Origin of the sequence: Ruminiclostridium cellobioparum subsp. termitidis CT1112 (assembly GCF_000350485.1) — a bacterium.
Lineage (GTDB): Bacteria > Bacillota > Clostridia > Acetivibrionales > DSM-1351 > Ruminiclostridium > Ruminiclostridium termitidis.
This window is the reverse complement of the sequence record NZ_AORV01000065.1, coordinates 326,284-351,690: the sequence shown is the minus strand read 5'-3', so window position 1 is coordinate 351,690 and position 25,407 is coordinate 326,284. Positions and strand designations below refer to the sequence as shown.

Sequence of the window (25,407 nt, the reverse complement as noted above, 5' to 3'; positions counted from 1 at the left end):
ACGGCTTGGGAGGTCAATTTGAGTATAAAAGCTGCAATAATCGGATTTGGCGGCATGGGGTCATTTCATGCCCAACAGATAAAACAGATAAATTCAATAGAAATAACCGGGGTTTATGATATAAATCCTCAGAAAGTCCAGGAAGGTGTTAAAAAAGGGTATAAGGGATATTCCACCTTGGAGGAATGCCTCTCGGATGACACTGAACTCGTCATAATAGCCACCCCGAATAATTTCCACAAGGAGCTTTCCATTGAGGCACTCAGGGCCGGAAAGCATGTCATATGCGAAAAGCCTGTTATGATGAATGCAAAGGAACTGGAGGAAGTCCTTGAGGTTTCAAAGCAGGAAAAGAAAATTTTTACAGTTCATCAGAACAGGCGTTGGGACAAGGATTTCAGGATAGTGAAGGAAGCCCTTGACAGGAAGCTTATAGGAAAGCCCTTCTACATTGAATCCCGTGTTCAGGGCTCCCGGGGAATTCCCGGAGACTGGAGATGCGTCAGGGAGGCCGGCGGCGGAATGCTACTGGATTGGGGAGTACATTTGCTGGACCAGCTGCTCTGGCTTGTGGACAGTCCTGTTACAGAGGTTTACGCCCATCTGCTCAGCGTGAAGTTTGAGGGTGTGGATGATAACTTCAAAGTATTGCTTAAATTTGAAAACGGGCTAAGTGCTTTGATTGAGGTTGACACCTATACCTTTATTCCGCTGCCAAGATGGCATATAAGCACTGATTCCGGAACACTTGTCATAAACGATTGGGAATGCAGCGGAAAAATTCTTAAAGCCAACCTGGTTGAGTTCAAATGGGAGGAAGGTATCGTACACACCAGTGCGGGACCGACAAAGACCATGGCGCCGAGGCCGGTGGAAACAATCGATGAACTCCCTCTGCCCCAAATGGAGCCCGACTGCAAGGATTATTATGATAATGTTGCAAAGGCTGTGAAGGGTGAGGGGGAATTGATTGTTACACCTGCCCAGGCAATGCGTGTAATGAGGATTATCGATGCAATATTTGAATCCGCCAAATGCGGTGAATGTATAAAAGGAGTTGATATTTATGAAACCTGATATAGGCCTGCAGCTTTATTCCTTAAGAGAAAAATGCGGCGAGAATTTCGAAAATGTATTAAAGGAAGTATCCAGAGCCGGTTATGATGGTGTTGAGTTTTATTCCTTCTTTGATATCAATTCGGACGATATGGGGGAAATGCTTAAGAAATACAATTTAAAAGCCCTGGGAACTCATACCAGTGCCGATATTCTGACCAATGAGCTGGATGTACTTGTCAAATACTGTTATGAACTGGAGATTGAATATATAAGCCTGGCCTGGTATGAGTCCGCGGACAGGGACGGCTGGCTGCGTTTATGTGAAAAAGCTGAAAAATGGGGCGAGAAGATGCGCAGGAACGGCATACATTTTATGTATCATAATCATGCCCACGAATTTGAACCTAGGTTTTCGGGAGAAATGGCAGAGGATATTATACTTAAAAATACATCTCCCGGGAACGTATCCCTTGAGCTTGACTGCTATTGGGTAACACATGCCGGCCTGGAGGCTGCGGAATATCTTACAAAAAATATTTCACGCATAAAAACCATTCATATCAAGGATATGGCCGACAGGACAGAAAAAAAGATGACCGAAGTAGGTACCGGCATTATCGACTGCAGAGGGCTTTATGATATTTCGGCACAGGCAGGCTTTAAATGGGTGGCAATTGAACAGGACGATATAAGGATCGACCCGTTTGAAAGCATAAGGATATCAATTAACAACCTGCGTAAATAAATTTTTTTCTATGAAAAGGAGTCTGGAGGACGGTAAAACGTTTTTCAGGCTCCTTTTCAGCATAAACTGTGCCGCTTTAAATGAGGCGATACAATTTTGGTAATTGTTTTGGGTGCGTCCTTATTTTATGAAGTTAGTGCGGAAGTTACCGGTTGATATAAAAATATCACCTGGGTAAAGTAAAAAATTAAATTAATTAGCACAACGCGTTAATTTAAAGTACTATTTAATTATAATACCCAGTATTTTGGACAGAGCCAGGGCTTGAAATTCATTGACTATCACACCCTTTAATTCCGGCCCTCTCAATAAAAGTCCATCAATATCACTGGTGGTGAAATCAATGCCTTTTAGCATGGTGCCTGCCAGTTCTGCCGAAGTGAGGTTGCATTCGGAGAAAAACAGGTCTTTTTGAGTTGCTTCCCATATATAGCAGTTGGACAGATTTGATTTTTGGATGGAAACCCGCGTAAAATCAGCATTGGAGAAAATGGAATACCGCAAGCTGCATTCGTTTATTGTCACATCATGCAGCTTGGCCCTGGTCATATTAGTTCCGGTCATATTGCAATTAATAAATTCCACGCTGTTGAAGCCTGCATCGGTAAAGTCCATGCCGTTCAAATCGCAATCCTTGAAAACCGTGTTTTCAAATATATGACTATTATTGCTTTTATTGAAGGTACACTTTTCAAATATGCATTTATTGAAGAACAGCATAGCTGAGTATGAAGTACAATCAAATATACCGTTTTTAAATTGATAGTTCTCTATATCATAGCCGGATTCCATCAGTTCAGAAATTATTTCACCCACATTGCAGGATATTGCCAGATCCTGCGGTATTTGCGGCCTCTGTATTACCATTTTCAGCTTCACTCCCGTTTTACCGTTAATAAATTAGTTGCAGTTATATCAATAAGTTTATCAAAAAATCCGGTACATGTCATGTAAAGTATTTTGTTAATTCACTAACAAACTATTGAAATAACACTGAAAAAGAGGTAAAATTACTTTGGTTATTTAAAAAGAATCATCCACCAAGTGTAATGATTCTATGGAAAATTGGATAATATACATAGTATGTGCGACAGCAGACAAATAAGAGAATTTTCCTGAAATTTAGACTCAGTTCTATAACGGGACGGCAATGTCCGAATTGTTTTGGGGACACATGTACCTCTTACTGATCCGGTTTTCAGACGGTGAGCATATCAGTCTCGTTAAAACGGCATATAAGGATAAAAAAATTTTCTATAACAGGAAAATTTTTATTGAATCTATGTGTTATTAAAATATATATAGGAGTGTGAACTTATGAGTATGAAGAACAAGAAGACCATCGAAGATATCGATGTGGCTGGAAAAAGAGTTATTGTAAGAGTTGATTTTAACGTACCATTGGATGCTGATAGAAATATCACTGACGATAAGAGAATAGTTGGTGCACTTCCTACCATCAAGTACCTTGTTGACAAGGGAGCAAAGACAATTTTGGTTTCCCACCTGGGAAGGCCGAAGGATGGCTTTGAAGATAAATACAGCATGAAGCCCACAGCAGTTAAATTGGGCCAGCTGCTGGGAAAAGAAGTTATCATGGCAAAGGACGTCATAGGTGAAGATGCTAAAGCCAAGGCTGCTGCATTGAAGGACGGAGAAGTTCTTATGCTTGAAAACGTAAGATTCCACAAGGAAGAAACAAAGAATGATCCCGGGTTTGCAAAACAGCTGGCAAGCATGGCTGAAATCTTTGTAAACGATGCATTCGGAACTGCTCACAGAGCTCATGCTTCAACTGCAGGTCTTGCAGATTATTTACCCGCCGTATGCGGATATCTCATCAAGAAGGAAATTGATTTCATGGGCAAGGCTCTGGCCAACCCGGCAAGACCTTTCGTTGCAATACTGGGTGGTGCAAAGGTTTCCGACAAAATCGCAGTTATTGAAAACCTTATAGATAAGGTTGATACTTTAATAATCGGCGGCGGTATGGCTTACACCTTCCTGAAGGCAAAGGGCTACCACATCGGAAATTCAATCTGTGAAGACGACAAGCTTGAGCTTGCAAAGACTCTTATGGCCAAGGCCGAGGCAAAGGGAGTCAACCTGATGCTTCCGATAGGCAGCATGGTTGCACAGGAATTCAAGAATGACACTGAAATAAAATATGTTCCTTCAGATGCCATGCCTGACGGATGGATGGGTATGGATATAGGATCACTCACAATAGAGAAGTTTTCAAAAGAAATCAGAAAAGCCAAGACAGTTATCTGGAACGGACCGATGGGGGTATTTGAATTCCCTAATTTTGCTACAGGTACAAAGGAAGTTGCAAAAGCTGTTGCGGAGTCAGGCGCTCTTTCAATAGTCGGAGGAGGAGATTCAGCGGCTGCTGTTGAACAACTTGGTTTTGCGGATAAGATCACTCATATTTCAACAGGCGGCGGAGCTTCGCTGGAATTCCTCGAAGGAAAGGTTCTTCCCGGTATAGCTGTACTTATGGACAAAAATCCTAGAAAGACTATTGCAGCAGGTAACTGGAAAATGAACAAGACTCCAAAGGAAGCCGTTGCATTTGTAAATGAATTGAAAGCAAGTATTGCAGATGCTTCAAATGAAGTAGTTGTGGGTGTTCCCTTTGTTTGCCTGCCCGGAGTTGTTGAAGCTGTAAAAGGCACAAACATAAAGGTAGCAGCCCAGAACATGCACTGGGAGGAAAAAGGTGCTTACACCGGTGAAGTTTCAGGCCCGATGCTGGCTGATCTCGGAGTTGATTATGTAATAATCGGACACTCTGAAAGAAGAGAGTATTTCGGTGAAACCAATGAAATGATCAACAAGAAAGCTCATGCCATATTCAATTACGGAATGACTCCAATAATCTGCTGCGGTGAAACCCTTACCCAGAGAGAACAGGGAGTTACAGCCGACCACGTAAGATACCAGATCAAGGTTGCCTTGCTTGGCCTCACAGCTGAGCAGGTTAAGAAGACTGTCATAGCCTATGAACCTATCTGGGCTATCGGAACAGGTAAAACAGCCACAAACGAGCAGGCTAACGAGGTTTGCGGCATAATCAGACAGCTTGTATGCGAGCTCTATGGTGAAGAAGTAGCCGAACAGGTAAGAGTACAGTACGGCGGAAGCGTAAATGCAAAGAATGCAGCCGAGCTCTTTGCAATGTCGGATATCGACGGCGGACTTGTCGGCGGAGCAAGCTTAAAGGTTGACGAATTTACAGTAATAGCTAACGCTTAAAATTACCGCATAAAAGTTCAACTGCTATAAATGTATATAAATGACTTTATAAATTACGTTCAGTGAATTATATAATTTCAAATTTGACCCTCCGGTAGGTGCTGGGGGGTCAAGTTGTAAGTTTACAACTTTTATCAAATAAAAATGTTTGTCACAAGCCCCCGAGTGGAATATTTATAAATGTGACAGGATGACTGTGATAAGGATTTGTAAAATGGACATTATAGCCAGTTTTAAATAGTAACCGTTAAAATATAAGAGCCTGTTTAAGATCTGCTTGTGCATGGCGCAAAATACGCCAAAATGATGTGTGCAATGGGAGCTTAAATACACTCTAAAGGAGAATATCATATGGATAAGAAATTAATAACATTAATGATCCTGGATGGTTTCGGCAACAACCCCAGAACAGATGGAAATGCCATTGCCGCAGCTCATAAGCCAAACCTTGACAAATACCTTGCAACCTGCCCCAACACAATAGTGCATACCAGCGGTATGGATGTGGGACTTCCCGACGGACAGATGGGAAATTCAGAGGTGGGGCATACAAACATAGGTGCCGGACGAATAGTATATCAGGAACTGACCAGAATTACCAAGTCCATAAGTGACGGGGACTTCTTTGAAAAGGAAGAGTTCCTGAAGGCTGTTGAAAACTGCAAAAAAAATAACTCAAAGCTCCATTTGTTCGGTTTGGTGTCGGATGGTGGCGTTCACAGCCACAACACACATCTGTACGGCCTGCTTGAATTGGCAAAGCGGAACGGACTGAAGGATGTATTCGTCCACTGCTTCTTTGACGGCAGGGATGTGCCGCCCGACAGTTCAAAGCTGTATACCGAAGCGCTGGAAGCAAAAATAGCTGAGATAGGTGTTGGAAAAATTGCATCGGTTATGGGCAGATATTACTCAATGGACAGAGACAACCGTTGGGACAGAGTGCAGCAGGCTTATGAGGTAATGGCGCTGGGCAAGGGCCTGACAGCCAACTCGGCTGTTGAGGCTGTTAAAAACTCCTTTGCAAAGAAGGAATATGATGAATTTGTCAAGCCAACTGCCATATTGGAAAACGGAAAACCGGTAGCAACAATAGGAGCCAATGATTCTGTAATATTCTTCAACTTCAGACCCGACAGGGCCAGAGAAATTACAAGGACATTTGTTGATCCTGAATTCAAAGGCTTTGAAAGAGCCAACGGCTTTTTCCCGCTGTATTATGTCTGCATGACCCAGTACGACAAGACCATGCCCAACGTGGTTGTAGCATTCAAGCCGCAGACTCTTGACAATACCTTTGGTGAATACATCAGCAAGCTTGGCTACAGACAGCTTAGAATAGCCGAAACAGAGAAGTATGCCCACGTTACCTTCTTCTTCAACGGAGGAGTTGAAACCCAGTATGAAGGCGAGGACAGGGCACTCATTCCTTCACCCAAGGTTGCGACCTATGATTTGAAGCCTGAGATGAGTGCTTATGAAGTTGCGGATGAATGTGTAAGGAGAATAGATTCCAGGCAATATGATGTTATCATATTGAACTTTGCAAATTGTGACATGGTTGGGCATACAGGCGATTTCAACGCCGCAAAAGCCGCTGTTGAAGCAGTTGATACCTGTGTCGGCAGGGTTGTTAATGCTGTAACCGCTCAGAAAGGAATAGTACTTATCACAGCCGACCATGGAAATGCGGAACAGATGATTGACTATGAAAACGGCGGAGCCTTCACCGCGCATACCACCAACGTGGTGCCTCTGATAGGCATCGGTCTGGAAAATGCAAAACTTAAGGAAGGAAAACTTGCCGACCTTACACCTACAATCCTTGATTTGATGGGAGAGGCAAAACCCGCAGAAATGACAGGAAAATCACTTGTTGTAAAATAAATAATTACACCTATCTGGCCGGAAAATTAAATAAAGCATAAAAAAACATAAAAAAATAATGGGGCTGTCGAAACAGTCCCATTTTTTTTATAAATTTAGATTTAAATCTAAATATTAATATTCATCTTCTTCTGATACAGTGATGTCCTGTGTTTTGGTAATGTCACCGCAGGTTATGGTGATTGTGGCTGTTCCTGCACTTACAGGTGAAATGGTACCGAAACCTTCTTCATCAAGTTCGCTGACCTTAGCCACATTTGGATTGGAAGAAGTGACTGTAATTTCATCAAAAGCGTTATACGGCTCTTTCTCTACCGAAAATTCAATAGGATCTCCGCCAACATAAGCTTCAGTCTCATCAAAATCAATATTAAGATCAGTCAATTTTATTTTTTTAACTGTTATTTTGCACTTTCCGATAAGTTTGCTTTCATCAGCTGCTTTAGCATTTTCATATATCTTCAAGGTTGTGGTTCCTTCTGCCAAACCTTTTAAAGAAACGTAATTTTTATCGGAAACTATATCAAGAACCTTTTTATCATCAGAAATAAAATAGTAAGGCACGTCTGTTCTGTAATTGTTTAAAAGTTCGAATGCCCATACATCGCCGCCCAGATCCACTGAACCCTCAGCAGATACTGTGGCCTTCTTTACAGTGTACTTTATGGTTCCCACTGTTCTGGTGATCTTATTATAGGTTTCCTTAACAGTAATGGTGTATGTTCCAGGTGCTTTTGCAGTAAAACTCTGTGATATGAAATTCATGCCGTCAAATTTCTTAATAGTTTCACTCATAGAAAAGTTTTTACTATTTGAAGCATATGTATAAGTTGCGTCATTATTACGGTAGTCAAATACCAATGGCTCGCTGGCCACACTTGAACCTAAAGGCAGTTCAGGCACGAAATCCTGGTGTATTACGGAATTTTTTACAGTTACAGCGCAGGTTCCTACTTTGGTTGTTTTGCCGCTTAGCTTTTGATTAACCGTAATTGTTGCAGTTCCTGCTTTTACACCGGTTAAATATGCTACTGTACCGCTTGCCTTGACTGTAAGTACTTTTGTGTTGCTGGAAGTAAAGCTGTAAGTGGCGTTCTTTACAGGATCTGATACACTTAAAGAGTACTTTCCTTCTTCCTTGGAATAAAAATCAAAGCTTCCTACAATACTTCCCGTACCGATTGTCATTTTTGCTTCAACTGATGGCTTGGCTGCTGCCTGAGCTGTATTTGTCAATATTCCGGACGGAAGAACAAAAATTGCCAATAACAACATCAATGCCAATAACTTAAAAAGTTTGTTTGTTTTTACTGCGTACATAAGAAATTGCCTCCCTAAAAAATAATTTAACTTTATAAATTATATCATAATTCTACACAAATAGACACTATTACCCAAAAAACTTCATATAAAATCCAATGATTAAATTCAATAAAAATAGTAACAGTAGCATATTGCCAACGCCCATTAAATAAGGTATAATTTATTTCCCTGGAAGAGGTATAATATTACTGATATAGAATATATTTACATACAACTTGAGGGAGGCATAAGAAAATGAAAAAACCAGTAAAGACTGTTATGTTTTTTAAGAAAGTTTCACGGAACTACAAGAAATTCGGCAGGCTTATTAACAGGTTTTATAACATTTTAAAATCCCCGTTTGCAAGAACCTTAATCAATTTTTTGTTTACAGTTGTATTTGCATTCGAGATGCAGCTCTCAGATTTCCATACTTTTAAACTCAATCAATTGGAATTTTATCAGGATAAGGTGCATATACTGGTAACGTTCGTGTTTATTGTGGTTTATAACTGGCTGGTACTTTTAATTGACAGCTACCAGAAATACCAGGTGCAATCAACAAAATGCATCAGGGAAATAGTCAACCGGGAAACAGTCATAAACCAGACGATAGGCAGAAAGTTATATGATATTACAAGCAGTATATCTGTAAAATCAAGCTCAATCCCAACAAAATCAGATTTCAGCAATCTCAGCTACCAGGATATTGCTGCGCTTGTATGCCATAATATATATGATGCCATAAAAATATCAACGGACAAGGAAACGCATCAGGTTTCTCTTATGCAGAAGTTTAAAGAGAAAAGATCCGGGTTAGAATATATAAAGATGATCAGCTACGGCAATGCAAATCAGATATCTCCCAGCGTATTTGACAGGCATTTTTACCTGGGCAGGGATCAGAGTTATTTTCAAGTGAGAATATTTAACAATAACCAGAATAATATTTTTATTTTGACCAATGCCGCTGAAATCAAAAAGGAGTGTGTATACGGAAAAAACAGTAATGAAAAAATGACCCAATATATTGCCATACCGGTATTCTGCGAAAATCAGGGAATAATATCGCTGCTGCAGATAGAGATGGCTGACGACGTACAAATCGGAAGAACCATGGATGAAATCAGAGATTTCGTTAAGCCATTTATGGCATATATACATATACTGACAGTGAACTACTATCAGGATGAATTATTTAAAGTAATAGTCAAGAAATTTGATATACTAAAGAAAAGCAAAGAAAGGAAAGTATTTAGTGAAGGGATGAGGAAGTATGAACAAAACTATGGGGAAACTAATACATCTATTGCCCCAAAAGACTAATGATATCGAATATACCGGAATAAACTTTGTTCCCGAGGGTACGGATTATATACAGGACCATACGGAATTTGAGAACAGAAGGAAGCAGTTGATAAGCGAATATGAGATACAGCTAAAGCAATATATAAATGATTCCATGCAAATGATATAAGAATATATAAATTTTAAAGCTCCCAGATTAACCGGGAGCTTTATTTTTCAACCTTATTACCTTTATTGTATTTTAACCTCATCAACTCAACATATTCTTTAATGCGTTTTATTGCCTCCTCCGGCAAATCGTTCAGATAGATACCGTAAGCCGACGCGGACTCGGCAATGAACCCGTCCAGAGATTTGCGGTTCGAGGTGCGATCAACAAGATAATCAATAGACACATCAAAAAAATCTGCCAGCTTTTTAAGAACATATTCATCTTTGGGGAACTTGTTATTAGCTTCATAGTAACCGATAACTCTGTCTGAGATATTTACAATTCTGCCAAGTTCCTTTTGTGTAATACCTTTTTCTTCTCTTAACTCTTTTAATCTGTCACCGAATCCCATATCATGCCTCCTGATAACTAATATAACATCTGGGATTTTTAATTTACGTAAAACGAACAAAATATTCTAAATTTTTGTTGAATTTGAACGAAATATACGTTAAAATATATTTAATTGTGAAAAAAGTTTCTTTTTATACATATAATGTAATTTATGATAAAATATGGTAAGTATATCATGGGATATAAAAGAATTATATTGTGGAGGAAGCTGATGACAAAAGTAAACAAAAAGCTTAATGATGAAATTCAGGAGCTTAGAGAAAAATTGCATGATTATATTGACAAGAAGGGGATAAATGATGAGCCTGAGCTCCGGGCTATCAATAACAGGCTTGACGAATTGATTGTTCAGTGGGTCAAGGAATTATACCATTAATATCTGCAAAATAGTCAGGAGAAATTAAATTACTTTTGTTACACCAAGAAACGCCGGAAACATGATACCATAGTTAGGATTAATGCTGTCAAGGAATGCAGGATGTTATTGAAAATCATTTGTATTGGCTCTAAAACCCTTCATGCCGGATAGCGAAGCCAGGATATTCGCAAAACCGGAGTGAATCTGAACCCTTTGGAAAGTATTACCCCAAATATAGCGGATTTGAAGGTCCGGGATTCCGCCTGTCACCTTGGGGGGTTGGTGATATTTTGGGGCAGCCGTAAAAGGCTTAAGGAATAGTGGGGATAGTCCCGGGAAGGTGCAGCCGGATTTTTGCACTTTCCCGGGACTGTTTCTGTCCGTGGGCAATTAATTGACAGGCATATCCAAATTTTTGTTTAAATATTCCGTTTGCGGGTAAATAATAAATTAACTTGTACAATTATTACCGTTAATACTGATCAGGATTAGCACACACGTGAAATTGACCTGCTGTGCTAATTGAAATTTTGTTTTGCTTTACAGATTGATTTAATTTGAATGATATTCAGAAATTAACACATAATAATTATTGGTATGAACAAAGTGCTAAATAAAGATTTATGAGGGAAATATTTACAACGGTAATGTTGCAATGTTATTCTAAATACGAAGAATTTACCTTGAAGGGAGAAGTTGTATGAAACAATATATACCTATTGAAAGCGTTTTTGCCAGAGAAATCATTGATTCCAGAGGAAATCCCACTGTTGAGGTTGAAGTTATTGCGGAAGGCGGCTATATCGGACGGGCTTCGGTACCTTCAGGAGCGTCCACAGGTGCCTTTGAAGCCATAGAATTAAGGGATGGAAACAGCGAAAGGTACATGGGCAAAGGTGTGGAAACTGCCGTAGAAAACGTAAACAGCGTGATTGCCTCTGAAGTTGAAGGAATGAATGTATTCGATCAGGTTGCCATAGATAAGTTGATGATTGAGTTGGATGGAACTCCAAACAAAGAAAGGCTGGGAGCAAACGCCATCCTGGGAGTATCACTTGCGGTTGCCAAAGCAGCTGCTGAGGCATTGGGTCTGGGCCTGTACCAATATATAGGTGGTGTCAATGCCAAGACATTGCCTGTCCCCATGATGAATATTATAAACGGCGGAAAACATGCCGACAACAGCGTTAATATACAGGAATTCATGATAATGCCTGTGGGTGCCGAAAGCTTCAAGGAGGCTTTGAGAATGTGCGCCGAAGTGTTCCACAATCTGAAAAAGGTACTGCAAAGCAAGGGCTTGAGTACTTCAGTTGGTGATGAAGGCGGCTTTGCACCGAATCTGGAAACAGATGAACAGGCCATACAGGTCATATTGGAGGCTGTCGTAAAAGCAGGTTACAAGCCCGGAGACGATTTCCGGATAGCTATAGATGCGGCTGCTACAGAAATGTACCAGGAGGACGGAACCTATTTCTTCTGGAAGACCAACATAAGAAAAACCAAGGAAGAAATGGTTCAATACTGGTCAGATCTGTGCGACAGGTATCCTATAATCTCTCTTGAAGACGGTGTTTCGGAGGAGGACTGGGAGGGCTGGAAGCTGCTTACCGATAAGCTGGGAAAGAAAATCCAGCTGGTTGGAGACGACCTGTTTGTAACAAACACCAGAAGACTTGAAAAGGGTATAAAATTGGGCGTTGCAAACTCAATACTCATAAAGGTCAACCAGATAGGGACCCTGACCGAGACCCTTGATGCCATACAAATGGCAAACAGAGCGGGTTATACGGCAGTAACCTCACACAGGTCGGGAGAAACCGAGGATGCTACAATAGCTGATATAGCCGTTGCGACAAATTCAGGGCAGATAAAAACCGGTGCTCCTTCAAGAACCGACAGGGTTGCAAAATATAATCAGCTTTTGAGAATAGAAGAAGAATTGGATGAAGTTGCGGAATATCCGGGGCTCAAAGCCTGGTTCAACCTTTTTAAATAACTTGCCCCTTTTTTATTGCTTTTTCCATTTGAATATGCTAGAATGTTACTTGTCTATTTTAGGAGGTGTTTTAATTGGAAATTGCAAAATGGATTGTCAATATACTTCACATCATTTTTGCTCTCTCGATAATTGTTATTGTATTACTTCAATCTGGAAAGCAAGCTGGTTTGTCAGGTTCGATAGCGGGTGGAGCTGAAACCTTCTTTGGAAAGAACAAGGGACGTACTATTGATGCATTGCTGGGCAAATATACTGCTTTTGCCGCTATAGCATTCCTTATTACTTCAGTTGTTCTCTTCATGCTGATCAAATCAATATAATTTAAGAAATGGAAATAAGCCCAGGCGTACCACGTGCACTGGGCTTTTTGTTATACTGTATTCCTTTACTGAGCGTTAGCTGAATTCCATGAGCAGTATTTAAGGAGGTCATCATTTGAACAGGGCTCAAGCACTCGAAGAATTAAAATTACGACTTTTTGACAGACATATTTTATTCAGATCACTGGTTGTTGAAGCAATAATGGAGGAGCTTGCAGGATATTTCAATGCCGATACAGCCCTGTGGGGTTTGACTGGTTTACTGCACGATATCGATTACGAAAAGACACTTGACCGGCCCGGACTACACGGGATTACCGGAGCTGAAATCCTGGAGAATCTGGATGTTGACGAAGCTGTTGTGTATTCTGTCAGGGCACACAATGACAGGAATAATATCCCTAGAAAAAGAAAAATGGACAAAGCATTATACCTTTCGGACTTTGTTGCGGATTACATAATCAATTACTGCTCCCGGCATAAGCCTATGGTGCCCGAAACCACAGCCGGAGCTGTTTTGCAGCAAATCAGGTCAGGGGAGCTTCACCCTGATAAATTTGCAGAGCTCGGTATAGCCCAGCAGGAATTCGTAGAACTGGCCCTGAAAGCTTTTGAAAAAGTTACTGAACCGTAACTTTTTTTTTGTTAATTTGTAACCCTTTGGAGCATAGTAACTAATAGAATTTGAGTATAAGTTCTTTATGAAAAAAGGGTGGACAAATGAAAAAGATTATTCAAATTTCTTTGGTATTATTAATTCTGATGATTATTACAGTGGGCTACACAAGCGGCTATGGCGCCGGCGAAAAAAGCGTATCGGCGTATGCTGCTGTACAGGACGGCAATGGAACATTAAAGGAAGCTGCAATGGAAAATGTACCGGCAGACAGGCAGTATGCGGTAGAACCCGACAAAATAGCAAATGACAATAAAACAACAGATGGCAGCAAAACAACAGATGACAACAAACTAACGGATAGCAACAATACAAAAATTAATAATAATGTAAAAGATGGTGACAAAATAAAAGATAGCAGTAAAATAAAAGCTGGCAGCGGACAAAAAGACATCCCTGCCAGCGGTATGGCCGATCAGGGCAAGCCAATGGTAGCGCTGACCTTTGACGATGGCCCGCACCCCAAATATACCGCTGAAATTGTTGAAGCACTGAAAAAAAATGATGCCCGGGCAACCTTCTTTGTCCTGGGCAGCAGGGCTGAAAAATATAAGAGTACTATAAATACCATTGTTGAAAACGGCAATGAGATAGGGAACCACACATATTCCCACAGGGAGCTGACCAGGCTGAAAAAGTCGGAAATCCAAAGTGAAATAAAAAAAACATCGGATATTTTGGAAGCTATTACAGGAAAAGCACCATTCCTGACACGTCCCACATATGGAAGTGTAAATGAGAATGTCAAAACATGTGCAGGTTCTCCTTTGATATTGTGGTCGGTTGACACATTGGACTGGAAGAGCAGAGACAAGGAGAAAATAGTACATAGGACTTTGAACACGGTTAAAGACGGGGACATTATATTAATGCACGATATATATAAGTCAACTGCGGATGCCGCCAAAGTGGTAATCAGCGAACTAAGGGCCAGAGGATATCAGCTGGTTACCATAAGCCAGCTTTATCAGGCACGGGATATTTCACTTGAGAACGGAAAGGAATATTTTGAGTGCTCCACTTATTATGCAGAAAACAATAAGAAATAAATCGGATAAAAACTTCTTTCAAGCAAAATTGAACGGAGTTTTTTAATGTTCCAAATTTTCTTGGCTATTGGTAAAAATTCAAATGAGGTATAATAAAGAGGATAGAGATTTTTTGAGGAGAAGCATTTATGGAAAACAAAGTGTTGATTGTTGAGGATGAAGAGAGCATCAGAGGCTTTCTCAAAATAAATTTCAGAAAAAATGATTTCATAGTTATAGAAGCAGGCTCGGGTGAGGAAGGCGTGGACAAAGCCAGACAGGAAAGGCCCAGCGTAGTCTTGCTGGATGTGATGCTTCCGGGTATGGACGGCTTTCAGGTATGTGAAGTATTGAGAAAAGAATTTCCCGACATGGGTATTATAATGCTCACAGCAAGAGGGCAGGACATTGACCGGATAAAGGGTCTGGAATTCGGTGCCGACGACTATGTGCTGAAACCCTTTAATACAACAGAACTTATTCTCAGGGCTAAATCCCTGCTCAGAAGGCTTGGCGGGAACAAAGCCAATGACAGGGCTGAGACTGTGAACAGCGGAGCTTTCAGGATAGATGTCTACTCACAGAGGGTTTTCAAGGATGGAACTGAAATAATGCTTACACCCAAGGAATATCTCCTGTTAAAATTATTTCTTGAAAACCAGAACAAGGCATTTACAAGGGACGAGCTGCTGGACAAGATCTGGGGTTATGATTTTATAGGGGATACAAAAATAGTGGATGTGAATATTAGAAGGCTCAGAAGCAAAATAGAAGATAAAAATTCCGCAGCTATGTATATAGAAACAGTCTGGGGTACGGGCTACAGATGGAGAAAGGAACAATGACATGACTGGGGACAAAAACAATAAACCGGTTCAAAAAAGCATTAGAGCCCGGCTGGTGGGGAATTTCATAATAATTATTTTGATAAGTGTGCTGGCTTTTGAGGGGCTGCTGATATACTTTACACGTTTTTACTTTTACGGGAATGTGGAGAGCATATTGACCAATCAGGTCCGTACGGCCTCAGATTTTTATGCGCAATACTTTTCAAATGTATCCCTGGAAGTAAACATAATTGATAACACCGATGTTTTTTGGAGACAGACCAATGCGCAGGTTCAGATTATTCAGAAGGACGGCATTGTTTTGCTGGACTCGGAAGGAATGGGGAGTGAACAAAAGGTCCAGACTGCCGATTTTAAAGATGCAGTACAGGGAGAGAAGGGTGTTTGGACCGGGTTTATCCAGGGCGGAGGCAGAAAAGAGCACATTATGGCCGTAGCCTATCCGTTGAAAGCAGACGGCGAACAGGTGGGGGTAATAAGGTTTGTAACTTCACTGTCCGACATTGACAGGATCATATTCAACATATCGGGTATATTCATAATAATAGGTGTTGTGGTGGTGCTTGTAACAATAATAATCAGTGTTATTCTGGCACACAGCATAGTCCACCCTTTGAGGGATATCACCTCTGCGGCCGGTATGATGGCCAAGGGAAATCTGGATATAAGAATCAAAAAGGGAAGGAACGACGAGATAGGTGTTCTGTCGGATACCCTGAATTATATGGTTACCGAGGTTCAGAACAGGGAGCGGATAAAAAATGATTTTATATCCATGGTATCCCATGAACTAAGGACGCCATTAACCTCCATCAAGGGATGGGCCAGCACAATAATTGACGATGAGTTTACCGACAGGGAAATAATCCAGGACGGCTTGAATATTATTGTCAAGGAAAGCGACAGACTCACAAACATGGTAGAGGAGCTCCTGGACTTTTCCAGGTTCGTATCGGAAAAGGTTGAGCTGGACAGGCAGAAAACAGATGTTTCCCAGCTGATTGACTATATAAGAAAACACATGATAACCAGAGCGAAAAAGGAAAATATAAATTTCACCGCCGTTTGTGAAGAAATTCCTGAAATCGATCTGGACCGGAACAAGCTGAAGCAGGTACTGCTGAACCTGCTGGGGAATGCCTTCAAGTTTACCCAGCCGGGAGGAAATGTGGCTCTCAGGGCTTTCCATGACCAGGGACAGGTGGTATTCAAGGTTGAGGATAACGGCTGCGGCATAAGCAGTGAAGAGCTTCCGTTTGTCAAAGAGAAGTTTTACAAGGGGAAAAACAGCAAATCGCAGACAGGGTTGGGCCTTTCCATCTGTGAAGAAATAGTCCGGCTGCACAATGGGGAACTGACCATTGAAAGCCGGCAGGGGGAGGGAACGGTGGTAACGGTAAAAATACCCTGCTAGTAGTCTGCAACATCTAAAACTTATATTGTCCGGCAAGGAAAGTTTTTTCGGAACAAGGCGGAGGATGGCGGAATAATCACTTTGTTCCAACTGACGACAACGCAGTTCTGGAGGAATTTAACCGTCTGCGATATATGAATTTAGATGTTACAGACTACTAGTGTATATAAAAGTGCATGTATAAATATGTGTGCAGTGTATGAATAAATGTGTATTGTTTTATGAAGTTTTTATGAGGAGAAAAATGAAACCAAATTACAGACTATTATGGGCAATATTGGTGCTGATCCTTTGTTTTTCAACTGCCGGCTGTACAAGCATTGAGTTTGACATTGAGGAAACCATAAATCCCCCTCAATATGACAGGATGGCAGTCCAGGGAACATGGAAAATAGACAGGTTCATATCGGCCATACCTGAGAACAAGGATACCAAGATCAATATCGAGAGTATAAAAAATAAATATCTGGATCAATGGGCCATATTCGACAGCGAATTGGGCGCAGTGGGAACCGATACCTGTGTAAAGCCTCGTTACAGGGTTATAAGGACAACAGCCGATTCCTTTATACAAAGCAAGTATAGGATTGATGGAAACAAACTTGGTTTGGGAAAACAGGATATATCGGTTGTCAATGTTTCGTCGGACAACCAGTTGTTTTATGAAATCATCCTGACCGATGAAAAAACGGCATATGTATATATCGACAACGGTTTTCTGGCCTTAAGCAAGACCTCCGACAAGGTGGATGCCAAACTGAAGGAAAAAAGTCTGGGAAATGTAGGACAGAATGTAAGCAACGGTCAATATGAAGAAGACCCATTATTGAGATCCGGCATACTTATTGGAATACGGGCAGAGGATAATTCTTACAGAACCTTGTGGATTTACTCCAAGAACAGAGAGGTGAAGACCGTAAGTGGGGCTAAACAACTGCTGCTGCCCAGGGCAAAGGGTTTCTGGCAGGTGGGGGTAATAAATGAAAATAATATTAACGCAATTTATGCAGAACCCTTTATCGAAAGGGATATTCCAGATAGAAGCATAATGGACAGGCTTAAAGGAAATATACTGAAAATAAGCCCTGAAACAAGGATAACCTTTTTGGGAAACGACTACATCGGCACCGGAGATGGGGAGGAATACAGGGTTTACCCGGTTGAAACCCTGAAAGAGGGCAAGGCTGCTCTGTTTCCGGAAATCAATAATGAATATGCCGAAAATGTGTATGAACAAGCCGCCAATAATTTTATTACATCTCTGAAAGGAGAGGCTGCAGATAAAGCCATCAAAAAGGTTGACGAAATGAACTTCACCCTTGCAAGACGCAACGGGCACTGGATATTGAAGAGCAGGCTGTATTTCCAGCAGCCTTATGAAAAAGAGTACCAGGACTTTGATCTTAAACTTATGGTTCCTTCAAGGCTGATACACTATGATGAAATGAATATCCAGTGGAATGATATAAAGTCAAAGCTTCCCTGGACCTCCGATGCATTTATGTCGCCCAATAAGGATATTGCCGTTCTTGTAGACGGGAACAGCCTGAGTCTCTATACTATAAAGAACAGCAGCAATATCGGCAAACAGCTGCTGAAAATTCAGCTGGCAAAAGGTGAAACCATTGTAATGGCCGAATGGTCCATAGGCAGATACGCTGATATATGGGATAATTTTGTAGGAAAGATATTTACCGCCGACAACTCAAGCGGTTATTCCGGCCGATGATCTGAATATTCTGCATATGATGTGTATATATGGCATTAAAGATGCATTATTGCCTGAAAATGCAGGTATAATATATTTATCATTTATGAAAACATATGAACAGATGATTTGAAAATTTACATTAAATAAACAGGCGGAAAAACTCCGGCTGGTCCTGTGATATTAAATAAGGGACTGAAAGGTAGAAGATTTATGACAAGGATGGAAGAAAGAAAAGAGCGGATTGTGGCATTTATGAGGGAATCGGCGTATAAACCGCTGCTGTTTCAGGAACTGGCAATGGTACTTGACGTACCTGCCGAGGATATTGAATTCTTCAGTCAGGTGTTGAACGAACTGGAGGAGGAAGGAAGAATTTTTAAAACCCATGCCAACAGATATGGTGTTCCGGCAAGGCTGAACCTGGCTGCCGGAAGAATTCAAGGGCATGAAAGGGGATATGCCTTTCTGATTCCGGACGATGAAATGCTGGAGGATATATTTATACCCGCCGACGGCCTCAATGGTGCCATGCACGGGGACAAGGCCGTTGCGAGGGTCAACAGGAAGAGTTCCTCGGACAGAAGGATGGAAGGGGAGATAGTAAGGATAGTCAAAAGGGCAAATACCACCCTTGTGGGAACCTTTGAGAAGAGCCTCAGCTTTGGTTTTGTCATCCCTGACAACAAGAGGATATCCGGCGACATTTTTATCTCAAAGGGGGAATTCAACGGAGCAAAAAAAGGCCAGAAGGTTGTGGTTGAGATATTAAAATACCCCGAGGCCAGGAGAAATGCCGAAGGCAGGGTAATCGAAATAATCGGGGATGTGAACCAGCCGGGTACCGATATATTATCCATTATAAAGTCCTACAACCTGGAAGAGGAGTTTCCTCCCGACGTAATGGCCCAGGCTGAAAAGGCCGGCGATACCGTCACTGAGGATATGATCAAGGGCAGGAGGGATCTGAGGGGCCTCAGAATGGTTACAATTGACGGAGAGGATGCAAAGGACCTGGATGATGCCGTATCGGTGGAAAAGCTTCCAAACGGGAACTACCGCCTTGGCGTGCACATTGCCGATGTCACAAATTACGTGACTGAAAACTCTCCTCTTGATATGGAGGCGCTGAACAGGGGAACCAGTGTCTATCTCGTCGACAGGGTCATCCCGATGCTGCCGCGGCAGCTGTCCAATGGCATATGCAGCTTGAATCCCCGGGTTGACAGATTGAGTTTTACCGTCATGATGGACATTGATAAAACCGGCAAGGTTTACAATCATGAGATATTTGAAAGTGTAATCAATATAGACGAAAGAATGACCTACACCAATGTATATAAAATTCTTGAAGATCATGATGAAGAGCTGATGGAACGGTACAGCCATGTTGTACCGGATTTCCGCATAATGCATGAACTTGCCCTGCTGCTGAGAAAGAAAAGGTTCCAGAGGGGTGCCATAGATTTTGAGTTTGATGAGGCCAAAGTGATTCTGGATGAAAAGGGAAAACCAGTTGAGGTTAAAAGGTATGAAATAACCATAGCAAACCAGATTATTGAGGAGTTCATGCTGATATGCAATGAAACGGTGGCCGAGCATTTCTTCTGGACCAATACACCTTTTGTATATAGAATCCACGAGGACCCCGATGAGGAGAAAATCACGGCCCTCAACGAATTTATCTATAATTTGGGCTATAGCATCAAGGGAATCAATAAAATACATCCAAGGGCATTGCAGGACCTGCTGGCAAAGGTTAAAGGCACGCAGCATGAGAGGATTATCAGCACCGTCATGCTCCGGTCCCTGCAGAAGGCAAAGTACAGCAGTGAAAGCGTGGGGCATTTCGGGCTGGCAGCCAAATACTACTGTCATTTCACTTCACCTATCAGAAGATATCCCGATCTGATAATACACAGGATTATGAAGCAGTATCTGAAAGGTGAAATGACCGAACAGAGGATAGGCCAGCTGGAGGGAATGCTGCCCGAAATAGCAAAGCAGTGCTCCGAACGGGAAAGAGCTGCCGACGAGGCTGAAAGAGAGAGCGAAGACCTTAAGAAGGTAGAATATATGAAGGCTCACGAGGGAGAGGTATTCAAAGGTATCATTGCCAATGTAACTTCATTCGGTATGTTTATAGAGCTGGACAACACCATAGAGGGACTTGTAAGAATGAGCAGCATGGAGGATGACTACTATAACTATGATGAAAGGCGGTATTCACTGGTAGGTGAACGTACGCACAAAACATACAGAATCGGTGATACGGTGAGCGTTATACTGGCCAGGGCCGATCTTTCCACAAGAAAAATCGAATTTGTGCTTGCCGACAGAGGGGAAGAAGATGAGGATTTTCCAGTCCTTGATGAAAAGGCCGAAGATGATTTTATCTTCAGCAGGTCAAATAAGGCAAAAGCCGGCAAAGAAAAAAACACAGGAGCCAGGGGGAAAGTGATAACCAACAGGGACAGGGCTCTTGGAGCAGAACCCAGGACGGGCAAAAAGGCGGCTGAAAAGAAACCGAATAAAAAAGGCAAGGTCATAGACAAGAAGGTATACGATAAAATTAACGGCAAGGGCAAAAGAAAGAAGAAGTAAGCTAAATCAAAAAGGAGCTGAACAAAGCCAACTTTATAAAATTGGTTTTGCTCAGCTCCTTATTTAAGCGCATACACGCCTGAAATCGAATCAACAGCGGCGGCTGCCCGAAATTAAACTACAAAACGTTTGATTTCTTCGCAGAAGTTTCCGCAATCATCAATTTGAATTTCTACTCTGATCGGTTTGCTCAAATCAAGGCTGAAGATGCCCATTATTGACTTTGCATCAACAATGTAGCGGCCTGATGACAAATCAACATCAAAATCATACTTGTTAACAATATTAACGAAATCTTTTACATCATTAATTGATTTTAAAGAAATGTCAAATGCTTTCATATTATCCCATCCTCCTTTAAAAGGTAAAAATCAAAACTGCTAAATTTATACTTTAATATTATCTTCTTTTTATATTTTAGTCAATCGAGATGTTCATGCACCTTGTACCATTTATGGGCTAAAATCCTCAAAGCCCATGTGGCCCAAGCGTTTCAGGGGTTGTTGTGCATATTTTACAAACTTTCATTGCTGTTTTCATTCAATAATATCAGTTGTTTCAGGGCTTTGAGCGTTGAAAGTGCCCTATGTGCAAAAGGGATGGTGGACGATGATTGACACCTCGATGAAGCCATGCCTATAATGGGATTAAAAGGAAGATTGCGCAGGTAATCTTAAAAGGCACAAGGAAGTTTAAATATATAGCCAAAGAGGTGTTAAGCTATGAGTGAAGCCGGTACCGAACTGTTAAAGACAAATACCGTACAGCATACCCTGTGCATCCCGTTATGGGGACGTATGCTTGCGGCACACCGCTATCCGGTTTTGTTTCCAGACAGGGATGCTGAACGTATCATAAGAGCATTAGGCATTGATTTTTCGGATAAAAAGATTTACAAAATGGAATACACCTGGCTTAACACCATTGTTCGCCAGTATGATCTGGCCTGGGAAATTACACATTACTTAAAAGCCCATCCCAAAGCTGCCGTGGTGGAACTGGGGGCGGGATTGTCCACTTTGCGCCGTCAAATAGGCAATGATACAAATCCCTGGTATAACATGGATATGGCAGAGGTCATTACTCTGAGGGAAGCCCACATCCCCACCGGTGAGCATGAGAAAAATATTGTATGCAATCTCAACGACTATTCCTGGTTTGATGCCATTGACTTTAAGCCTCAGGAGGGAATCGTCTTTGTAGCCGGAGGCCTGTTCTACTATTTCAAAAAGGAGCAGGTTCAGCTTCTTATAAGTACTATGGCACAACGCTTTCCAGGCGGCATGATTGCTTTTGACGCCACCAATGCCATGGGCCTGAAGGCGGTTAATAAAGAGGTGGGAATGGCAGGCAGTGAAGCAAAGTCGTTCTTTTCTCTGGAAAATCCCAAAAGAGAACTGGAAGCTTGGTCAGCAGAGATTGTTAACGTGGAAGAGAAGGACTACATGCGCGGCTATCTTGATAGTACCTCAAGTTTTGGTTTTATGACGCAATTGATTATGCGCTTTGCGGCTATAGCCCATATCTCGTTTATTGTCCATGCCGAGTTTGCTGCAGGCAAGCTGCTCTGAGAGTGGACAAGTATTTGCTTCTCAACTTTAACAATTTTCTAGGCAACCAACCGGCAAATGCTTAATTTATTTTATCTCTATAATATTTCCCCCGATACTGACTTCTTTCACATGCAATAATGACCACACGCATTTATTTATAAATTTTAGTTAACGGCTCAATGTATAAGATTAGTGAAACTATATAAAATAAACTGCTGACTTTATGTAAAATACATCCTTGAAATAACCGTCAATACAATGCTATACTTTGTGGTACATCATATATGCGCTTGCGATGTATCTAGAAAGGGTTTTATAATGTTGGAAAGCAAAAACGGCAACATGGATTCAAGTCCTGGTTTCCGGGAGGCCGATATGCATGGGCGTAAGAAAACCATGTCTATTTACACCCTCGGTTGCAAGGTTAATCAATATGAATCGGAAGCAGTTTCCTCACTGTTTGAACAAAACGGGTACGAAATTGTATCTTTTGATCAGAATTCGGACATTTATATAATTAATACCTGTACTGTAACAAACCTCAGTGACAGAAAGTCCAGGCAGGCAATCAGAAAAGCTAAAAAAACCAACCCGGATTCAATTGTAGCTGTTATGGGATGCTATGCTCAGACCTCCTCCGAGGATGTGCTTAAAATACCGGGTGTGAACCTGGTAATCGGGACAAAGGACAGAAATAGAATATTGGAGTACGTTGACAGGCTCGAAGCCGGTGAGTGCAAAATAAATGCCGTGGACAACATAATGACTTCAAGAAGCTTCGAAGAACTCAAGGTAAGTACCTACAAGGAGAGAACAAGGGCCTACCTTAAAATACAGGAAGGCTGCAGCCAGTTTTGTTCCTATTGTATCATACCCTATGCCAGAGGGCCTATCAGAAGCAGAAAGCCACAGGATGTCATAGAGGAAGTGAGGGAGCTGTCCCGGCACGGTTTTACTGAAATAGTGCTGACTGGTATTCATCTGGCATCCTACGGCAGGGACCTGAAAGACACAGATCTGCTTGATATAATACAAAAGCTCAATGGGATAGAGGGTATACAACGGATCAGGCTGGGGTCGATTGAACCTACTACCATAACAGAAGAGTTTGTCAGAGTTGCGGCTGGAATGCCAAAACTTTGCCCCCACTATCATCTTTCGCTTCAAAGCGGGTGTGACAACACCCTGAAGGCTATGAACCGGAAATACACATCGGAGGAATACAGTAAAAGTGCTGCCCTGCTTAAAAAGTATATTCCTGACGCAGCCATAACTACCGATATTATGGTGGGTTTTCCGGGAGAGACCGAAGAGGATTTTAAAAAGTCACTGGAATTTGCAGAGAAAATAGGTTTTTCAAAGATCCATGTGTTTAAATACTCTCCAAGAAAGGGAACTCCCGCAGCCGGGGCGGCAAACCAGATTGCCCCCGAAATCAAGGAGGCCAGAAGCGAAAAAATGCTTGCGTTGTCCGAACGGTTGGAAGAACAGTATTTAAACAAATTTATTGGCAGAGAAATGGAAGTGCTGTACGAACAGGAACTTCATGACAAAAAAGGATATATCGAGGGCCTTACCAAAAATTATATCAGGGTTGGGGCACAGGGGGGCCAGGAAATAACAGGTAAAATAGTCAATACAAAATTGAAAAAAGTTTCCGGAAACCTGTTTGAAGGTAATATTTTATGGTAAATAAGACATAAAGACTTCAACCTGGATTGGAAGGTGGAAATAAATAACAAATTTTGTCATTGACACAGTAAAGTTGTTGCAAAAGCTTAAAGGATATATTAGTATTAATATATAGCGTATAAGGAGAATAAAAACCCAAAAAAAGGGTTCGGCAGGTTACAAAAGCGTATAATGAGAGACTACGGCTACGCTAGGAAGGTGATTAAATGGGCATTAATGAAACTATGATGTTTAATGTAGACAAGGAAAAGGATAATGAAGCCAAAGAGATTTTGATTTCGGTTTATCAGGCGCTTAAGGAAAAGGGCTATAACCCCATAAACCAAATGGTAGGTTATATATTATCAGGAGACCCTACTTACATCACAAATTACAAAAATGCAAGAAGCATTATTCGGAGATTGGAAAGAGACGAGCTTCTGGAGGAAGTGCTGAAGTTCTACCTTGAAAGCAATAATAATACTGTGGAATAAATATTATTAAGATTTTAAGGCACTCTAAATTAAAGGAGTGCCTATTAATTTTTCCTGAAATATTTTTATGTGCGGCGGCGGATAAGGAAAGGGATTTTTATTATTTTTTGCGGCGCTGTAAGGCGGTGGAGGTTAAAGTTGAGAGTATTGGGCATAGATTACGGAGATTCCAGGATAGGCGTTGCTGTCAGCGACCCTATGGGCTGGACTGCACAGGGGCTTGAGACGGTAAAGAGCAAGGATGGCCTGAGGAAGGCAATTGAGAGGCTGATGGAGATAATAAAGCAGTACGAAGTCAAAGATATTGTGATAGGTTATCCACTTAACATGAATGGAACAGCAGGTCCACGGGCAGAACGCACCGAAGCGTTTATAAAGAAACTGCTGGAACTGGGTGATTTCAACATTGTCAAATGGGATGAAAGGCTTACAACGGTATCGGCCCACAGGGCGATGAATGAGCTTGGGATCAAGGCCTCAAACAAAAAGAATATTGTCGATACCATGTCTGCCGTATTCATTCTCCAGGGATATTTGGACAGACAGAGCAGGAATAACATATAAAACTTATTGTTGGAAATCCTTTATAAGTGTGATATTATTAAAG

Annotated in this window: 23 protein-coding genes; 19 read left to right on the top strand and 4 right to left on the bottom strand. The window is 41.4% G+C overall.

From position 1 onward, the window contains the following. The first annotated feature begins 18 nt into the window (after positions 1–18). Positions 19–1,077 carry a Gfo/Idh/MocA family protein gene (locus CTER_RS23715; protein ID WP_004630087.1) on the top strand — a complete coding sequence of 353 codons (1,059 nt, stop codon included), beginning with the start codon at positions 19–21 and terminating at the stop codon, positions 1,075–1,077. Then, the gene (locus CTER_RS23710; protein ID WP_004630141.1) at positions 1,067–1,804 is read left to right on the top strand and encodes a sugar phosphate isomerase/epimerase family protein; all 738 of its coding nucleotides are present in this window, start codon (positions 1,067–1,069) and stop codon (positions 1,802–1,804) included. The genes CTER_RS23715 and CTER_RS23710 overlap by 11 nt, the downstream gene beginning before the upstream one ends. A gap of 222 nt (positions 1,805–2,026) precedes the next feature. On the opposite strand, the gene CTER_RS23705 is transcribed toward CTER_RS23710, so the two are convergent. Beyond that, positions 2,027–2,671, bottom strand: coding sequence for a pentapeptide repeat-containing protein (locus CTER_RS23705; RefSeq protein WP_004629937.1), 645 nt, complete (start codon positions 2,669–2,671; stop codon positions 2,027–2,029). Positions 2,672–3,121: 450 nt separating this feature from the next. Between CTER_RS23705 and tpiA the strand changes: the two genes are divergently transcribed. Both tpiA and gpmI read left to right on the top strand, forming a co-directional pair. Continuing rightward, complete coding sequence (tpiA, locus tag CTER_RS23700; RefSeq protein ID WP_004629713.1) at positions 3,122–5,062, top strand: triose-phosphate isomerase; 1,941 nt, start codon at positions 3,122–3,124, stop codon at positions 5,060–5,062. A gap of 351 nt (positions 5,063–5,413) precedes the next feature. Beyond that, positions 5,414–6,949 (top strand): 2,3-bisphosphoglycerate-independent phosphoglycerate mutase, encoded by a 1,536-nt coding sequence (gpmI, locus tag CTER_RS23695; RefSeq protein WP_004629632.1) that lies wholly within the window; start codon positions 5,414–5,416, stop codon positions 6,947–6,949. A gap of 114 nt (positions 6,950–7,063) precedes the next feature. On the opposite strand, the gene CTER_RS23690 is transcribed toward gpmI, so the two are convergent. Beyond that, complete coding sequence (locus CTER_RS23690) at positions 7,064–8,269, bottom strand: Ig-like domain-containing protein (RefSeq protein WP_004630020.1); 1,206 nt, start codon at positions 8,267–8,269, stop codon at positions 7,064–7,066. Between the two features lie 237 nt (positions 8,270–8,506). Between CTER_RS23690 and CTER_RS23685 the strand changes: the two genes are divergently transcribed. Continuing rightward, positions 8,507–9,577 carry a hypothetical protein gene (locus tag CTER_RS23685; protein WP_004630194.1) on the top strand — a complete coding sequence of 357 codons (1,071 nt, stop codon included), beginning with the start codon at positions 8,507–8,509 and terminating at the stop codon, positions 9,575–9,577. After that, positions 9,528–9,728 carry a hypothetical protein gene (locus CTER_RS23680; RefSeq protein WP_004629727.1) on the top strand — a complete coding sequence of 67 codons (201 nt, stop codon included), beginning with the start codon at positions 9,528–9,530 and terminating at the stop codon, positions 9,726–9,728. Before CTER_RS23685 ends, CTER_RS23680 begins: the two co-directional genes overlap by 50 nt. A gap of 40 nt (positions 9,729–9,768) precedes the next feature. Here the strand turns inward: CTER_RS23680 and CTER_RS23675 are convergent, their stop codons facing one another. Beyond that, positions 9,769–10,122: a helix-turn-helix domain-containing protein gene (locus CTER_RS23675; protein WP_004629846.1), complete on the bottom strand. Its 354-nt coding sequence runs from the start codon at positions 10,120–10,122 to the stop codon at positions 9,769–9,771. 213 nt (positions 10,123–10,335) lie between these two features. On the opposite strand from CTER_RS23675, the gene CTER_RS27820 reads away from it, so the two are divergent. From CTER_RS27820 to rnr, 9 genes are all read left to right on the top strand, one after another. Beyond that, positions 10,336–10,500: an aspartyl-phosphate phosphatase Spo0E family protein gene (locus CTER_RS27820; RefSeq protein ID WP_004630089.1), complete on the top strand. Its 165-nt coding sequence runs from the start codon at positions 10,336–10,338 to the stop codon at positions 10,498–10,500. Positions 10,501–11,182: 682 nt separating this feature from the next. After that, positions 11,183–12,481: a phosphopyruvate hydratase gene (gene eno, locus CTER_RS23670; RefSeq protein ID WP_004630270.1), complete on the top strand. Its 1,299-nt coding sequence runs from the start codon at positions 11,183–11,185 to the stop codon at positions 12,479–12,481. Positions 12,482–12,555: 74 nt separating this feature from the next. Further along, complete coding sequence (gene secG, locus CTER_RS23665) at positions 12,556–12,804, top strand: preprotein translocase subunit SecG (RefSeq protein WP_004629759.1); 249 nt, start codon at positions 12,556–12,558, stop codon at positions 12,802–12,804. Between the two features lie 115 nt (positions 12,805–12,919). After that, the gene (locus tag CTER_RS23660; protein ID WP_004629919.1) at positions 12,920–13,438 is read left to right on the top strand and encodes an HDIG domain-containing metalloprotein; all 519 of its coding nucleotides are present in this window, start codon (positions 12,920–12,922) and stop codon (positions 13,436–13,438) included. Between the two features lie 86 nt (positions 13,439–13,524). Beyond that, entirely contained in the window at positions 13,525–14,529 is a 1,005-nt protein-coding gene (locus CTER_RS27225) for a polysaccharide deacetylase family protein (protein ID WP_004629964.1), read from the top strand. A gap of 128 nt (positions 14,530–14,657) precedes the next feature. Beyond that, a complete protein-coding gene (locus CTER_RS23650) occupies positions 14,658–15,353 on the top strand; it encodes a response regulator transcription factor (protein WP_004629817.1) in 696 nt (231 codons plus the stop codon). Position 15,354: 1 nt separating this feature from the next. Further along, complete coding sequence (locus tag CTER_RS23645) at positions 15,355–16,770, top strand: sensor histidine kinase (protein ID WP_004629619.1); 1,416 nt, start codon at positions 15,355–15,357, stop codon at positions 16,768–16,770. 244 nt (positions 16,771–17,014) lie between these two features. Next, a complete protein-coding gene (locus CTER_RS23640) occupies positions 17,015–18,499 on the top strand; it encodes a hypothetical protein (protein WP_004630272.1) in 1,485 nt (494 codons plus the stop codon). A 192-nt stretch (positions 18,500–18,691) separates the two neighbouring features. After that, entirely contained in the window at positions 18,692–21,082 is a 2,391-nt protein-coding gene (rnr, locus tag CTER_RS23635; RefSeq protein ID WP_004630047.1) for a ribonuclease R, read from the top strand. Positions 21,083–21,195: 113 nt separating this feature from the next. Here the strand turns inward: rnr and CTER_RS23630 are convergent, their stop codons facing one another. Further along, positions 21,196–21,423, bottom strand: coding sequence for an HPr family phosphocarrier protein (locus CTER_RS23630; RefSeq protein WP_004629640.1), 228 nt, complete (start codon positions 21,421–21,423; stop codon positions 21,196–21,198). Positions 21,424–21,804: 381 nt separating this feature from the next. Here CTER_RS23630 and CTER_RS23625 point away from each other — a divergent pair, with 381 nt between their 5' ends. The 4 genes from CTER_RS23625 (at position 21,805) to ruvX (ending at position 25,364) form a co-directional block, all read left to right on the top strand. Continuing rightward, positions 21,805–22,653, top strand: a complete 849-nt coding sequence (locus CTER_RS23625; protein ID WP_004630159.1) for a class I SAM-dependent methyltransferase — start codon at positions 21,805–21,807, stop codon at positions 22,651–22,653. 357 nt (positions 22,654–23,010) lie between these two features. After that, complete coding sequence (mtaB, locus tag CTER_RS23620; protein ID WP_004629979.1) at positions 23,011–24,327, top strand: tRNA (N(6)-L-threonylcarbamoyladenosine(37)-C(2))-methylthiotransferase MtaB; 1,317 nt, start codon at positions 23,011–23,013, stop codon at positions 24,325–24,327. A gap of 206 nt (positions 24,328–24,533) precedes the next feature. Further along, on the top strand, positions 24,534–24,800 hold the full coding sequence (locus CTER_RS23615) for an IreB family regulatory phosphoprotein (protein WP_004630108.1): 267 nt from the start codon (positions 24,534–24,536) through the stop codon (positions 24,798–24,800). 138 nt (positions 24,801–24,938) lie between these two features. Beyond that, the gene (ruvX, locus tag CTER_RS23610; RefSeq protein ID WP_004629980.1) at positions 24,939–25,364 is read left to right on the top strand and encodes a Holliday junction resolvase RuvX; all 426 of its coding nucleotides are present in this window, start codon (positions 24,939–24,941) and stop codon (positions 25,362–25,364) included. Positions 25,365–25,407: the final 43 nt, after the last annotated feature.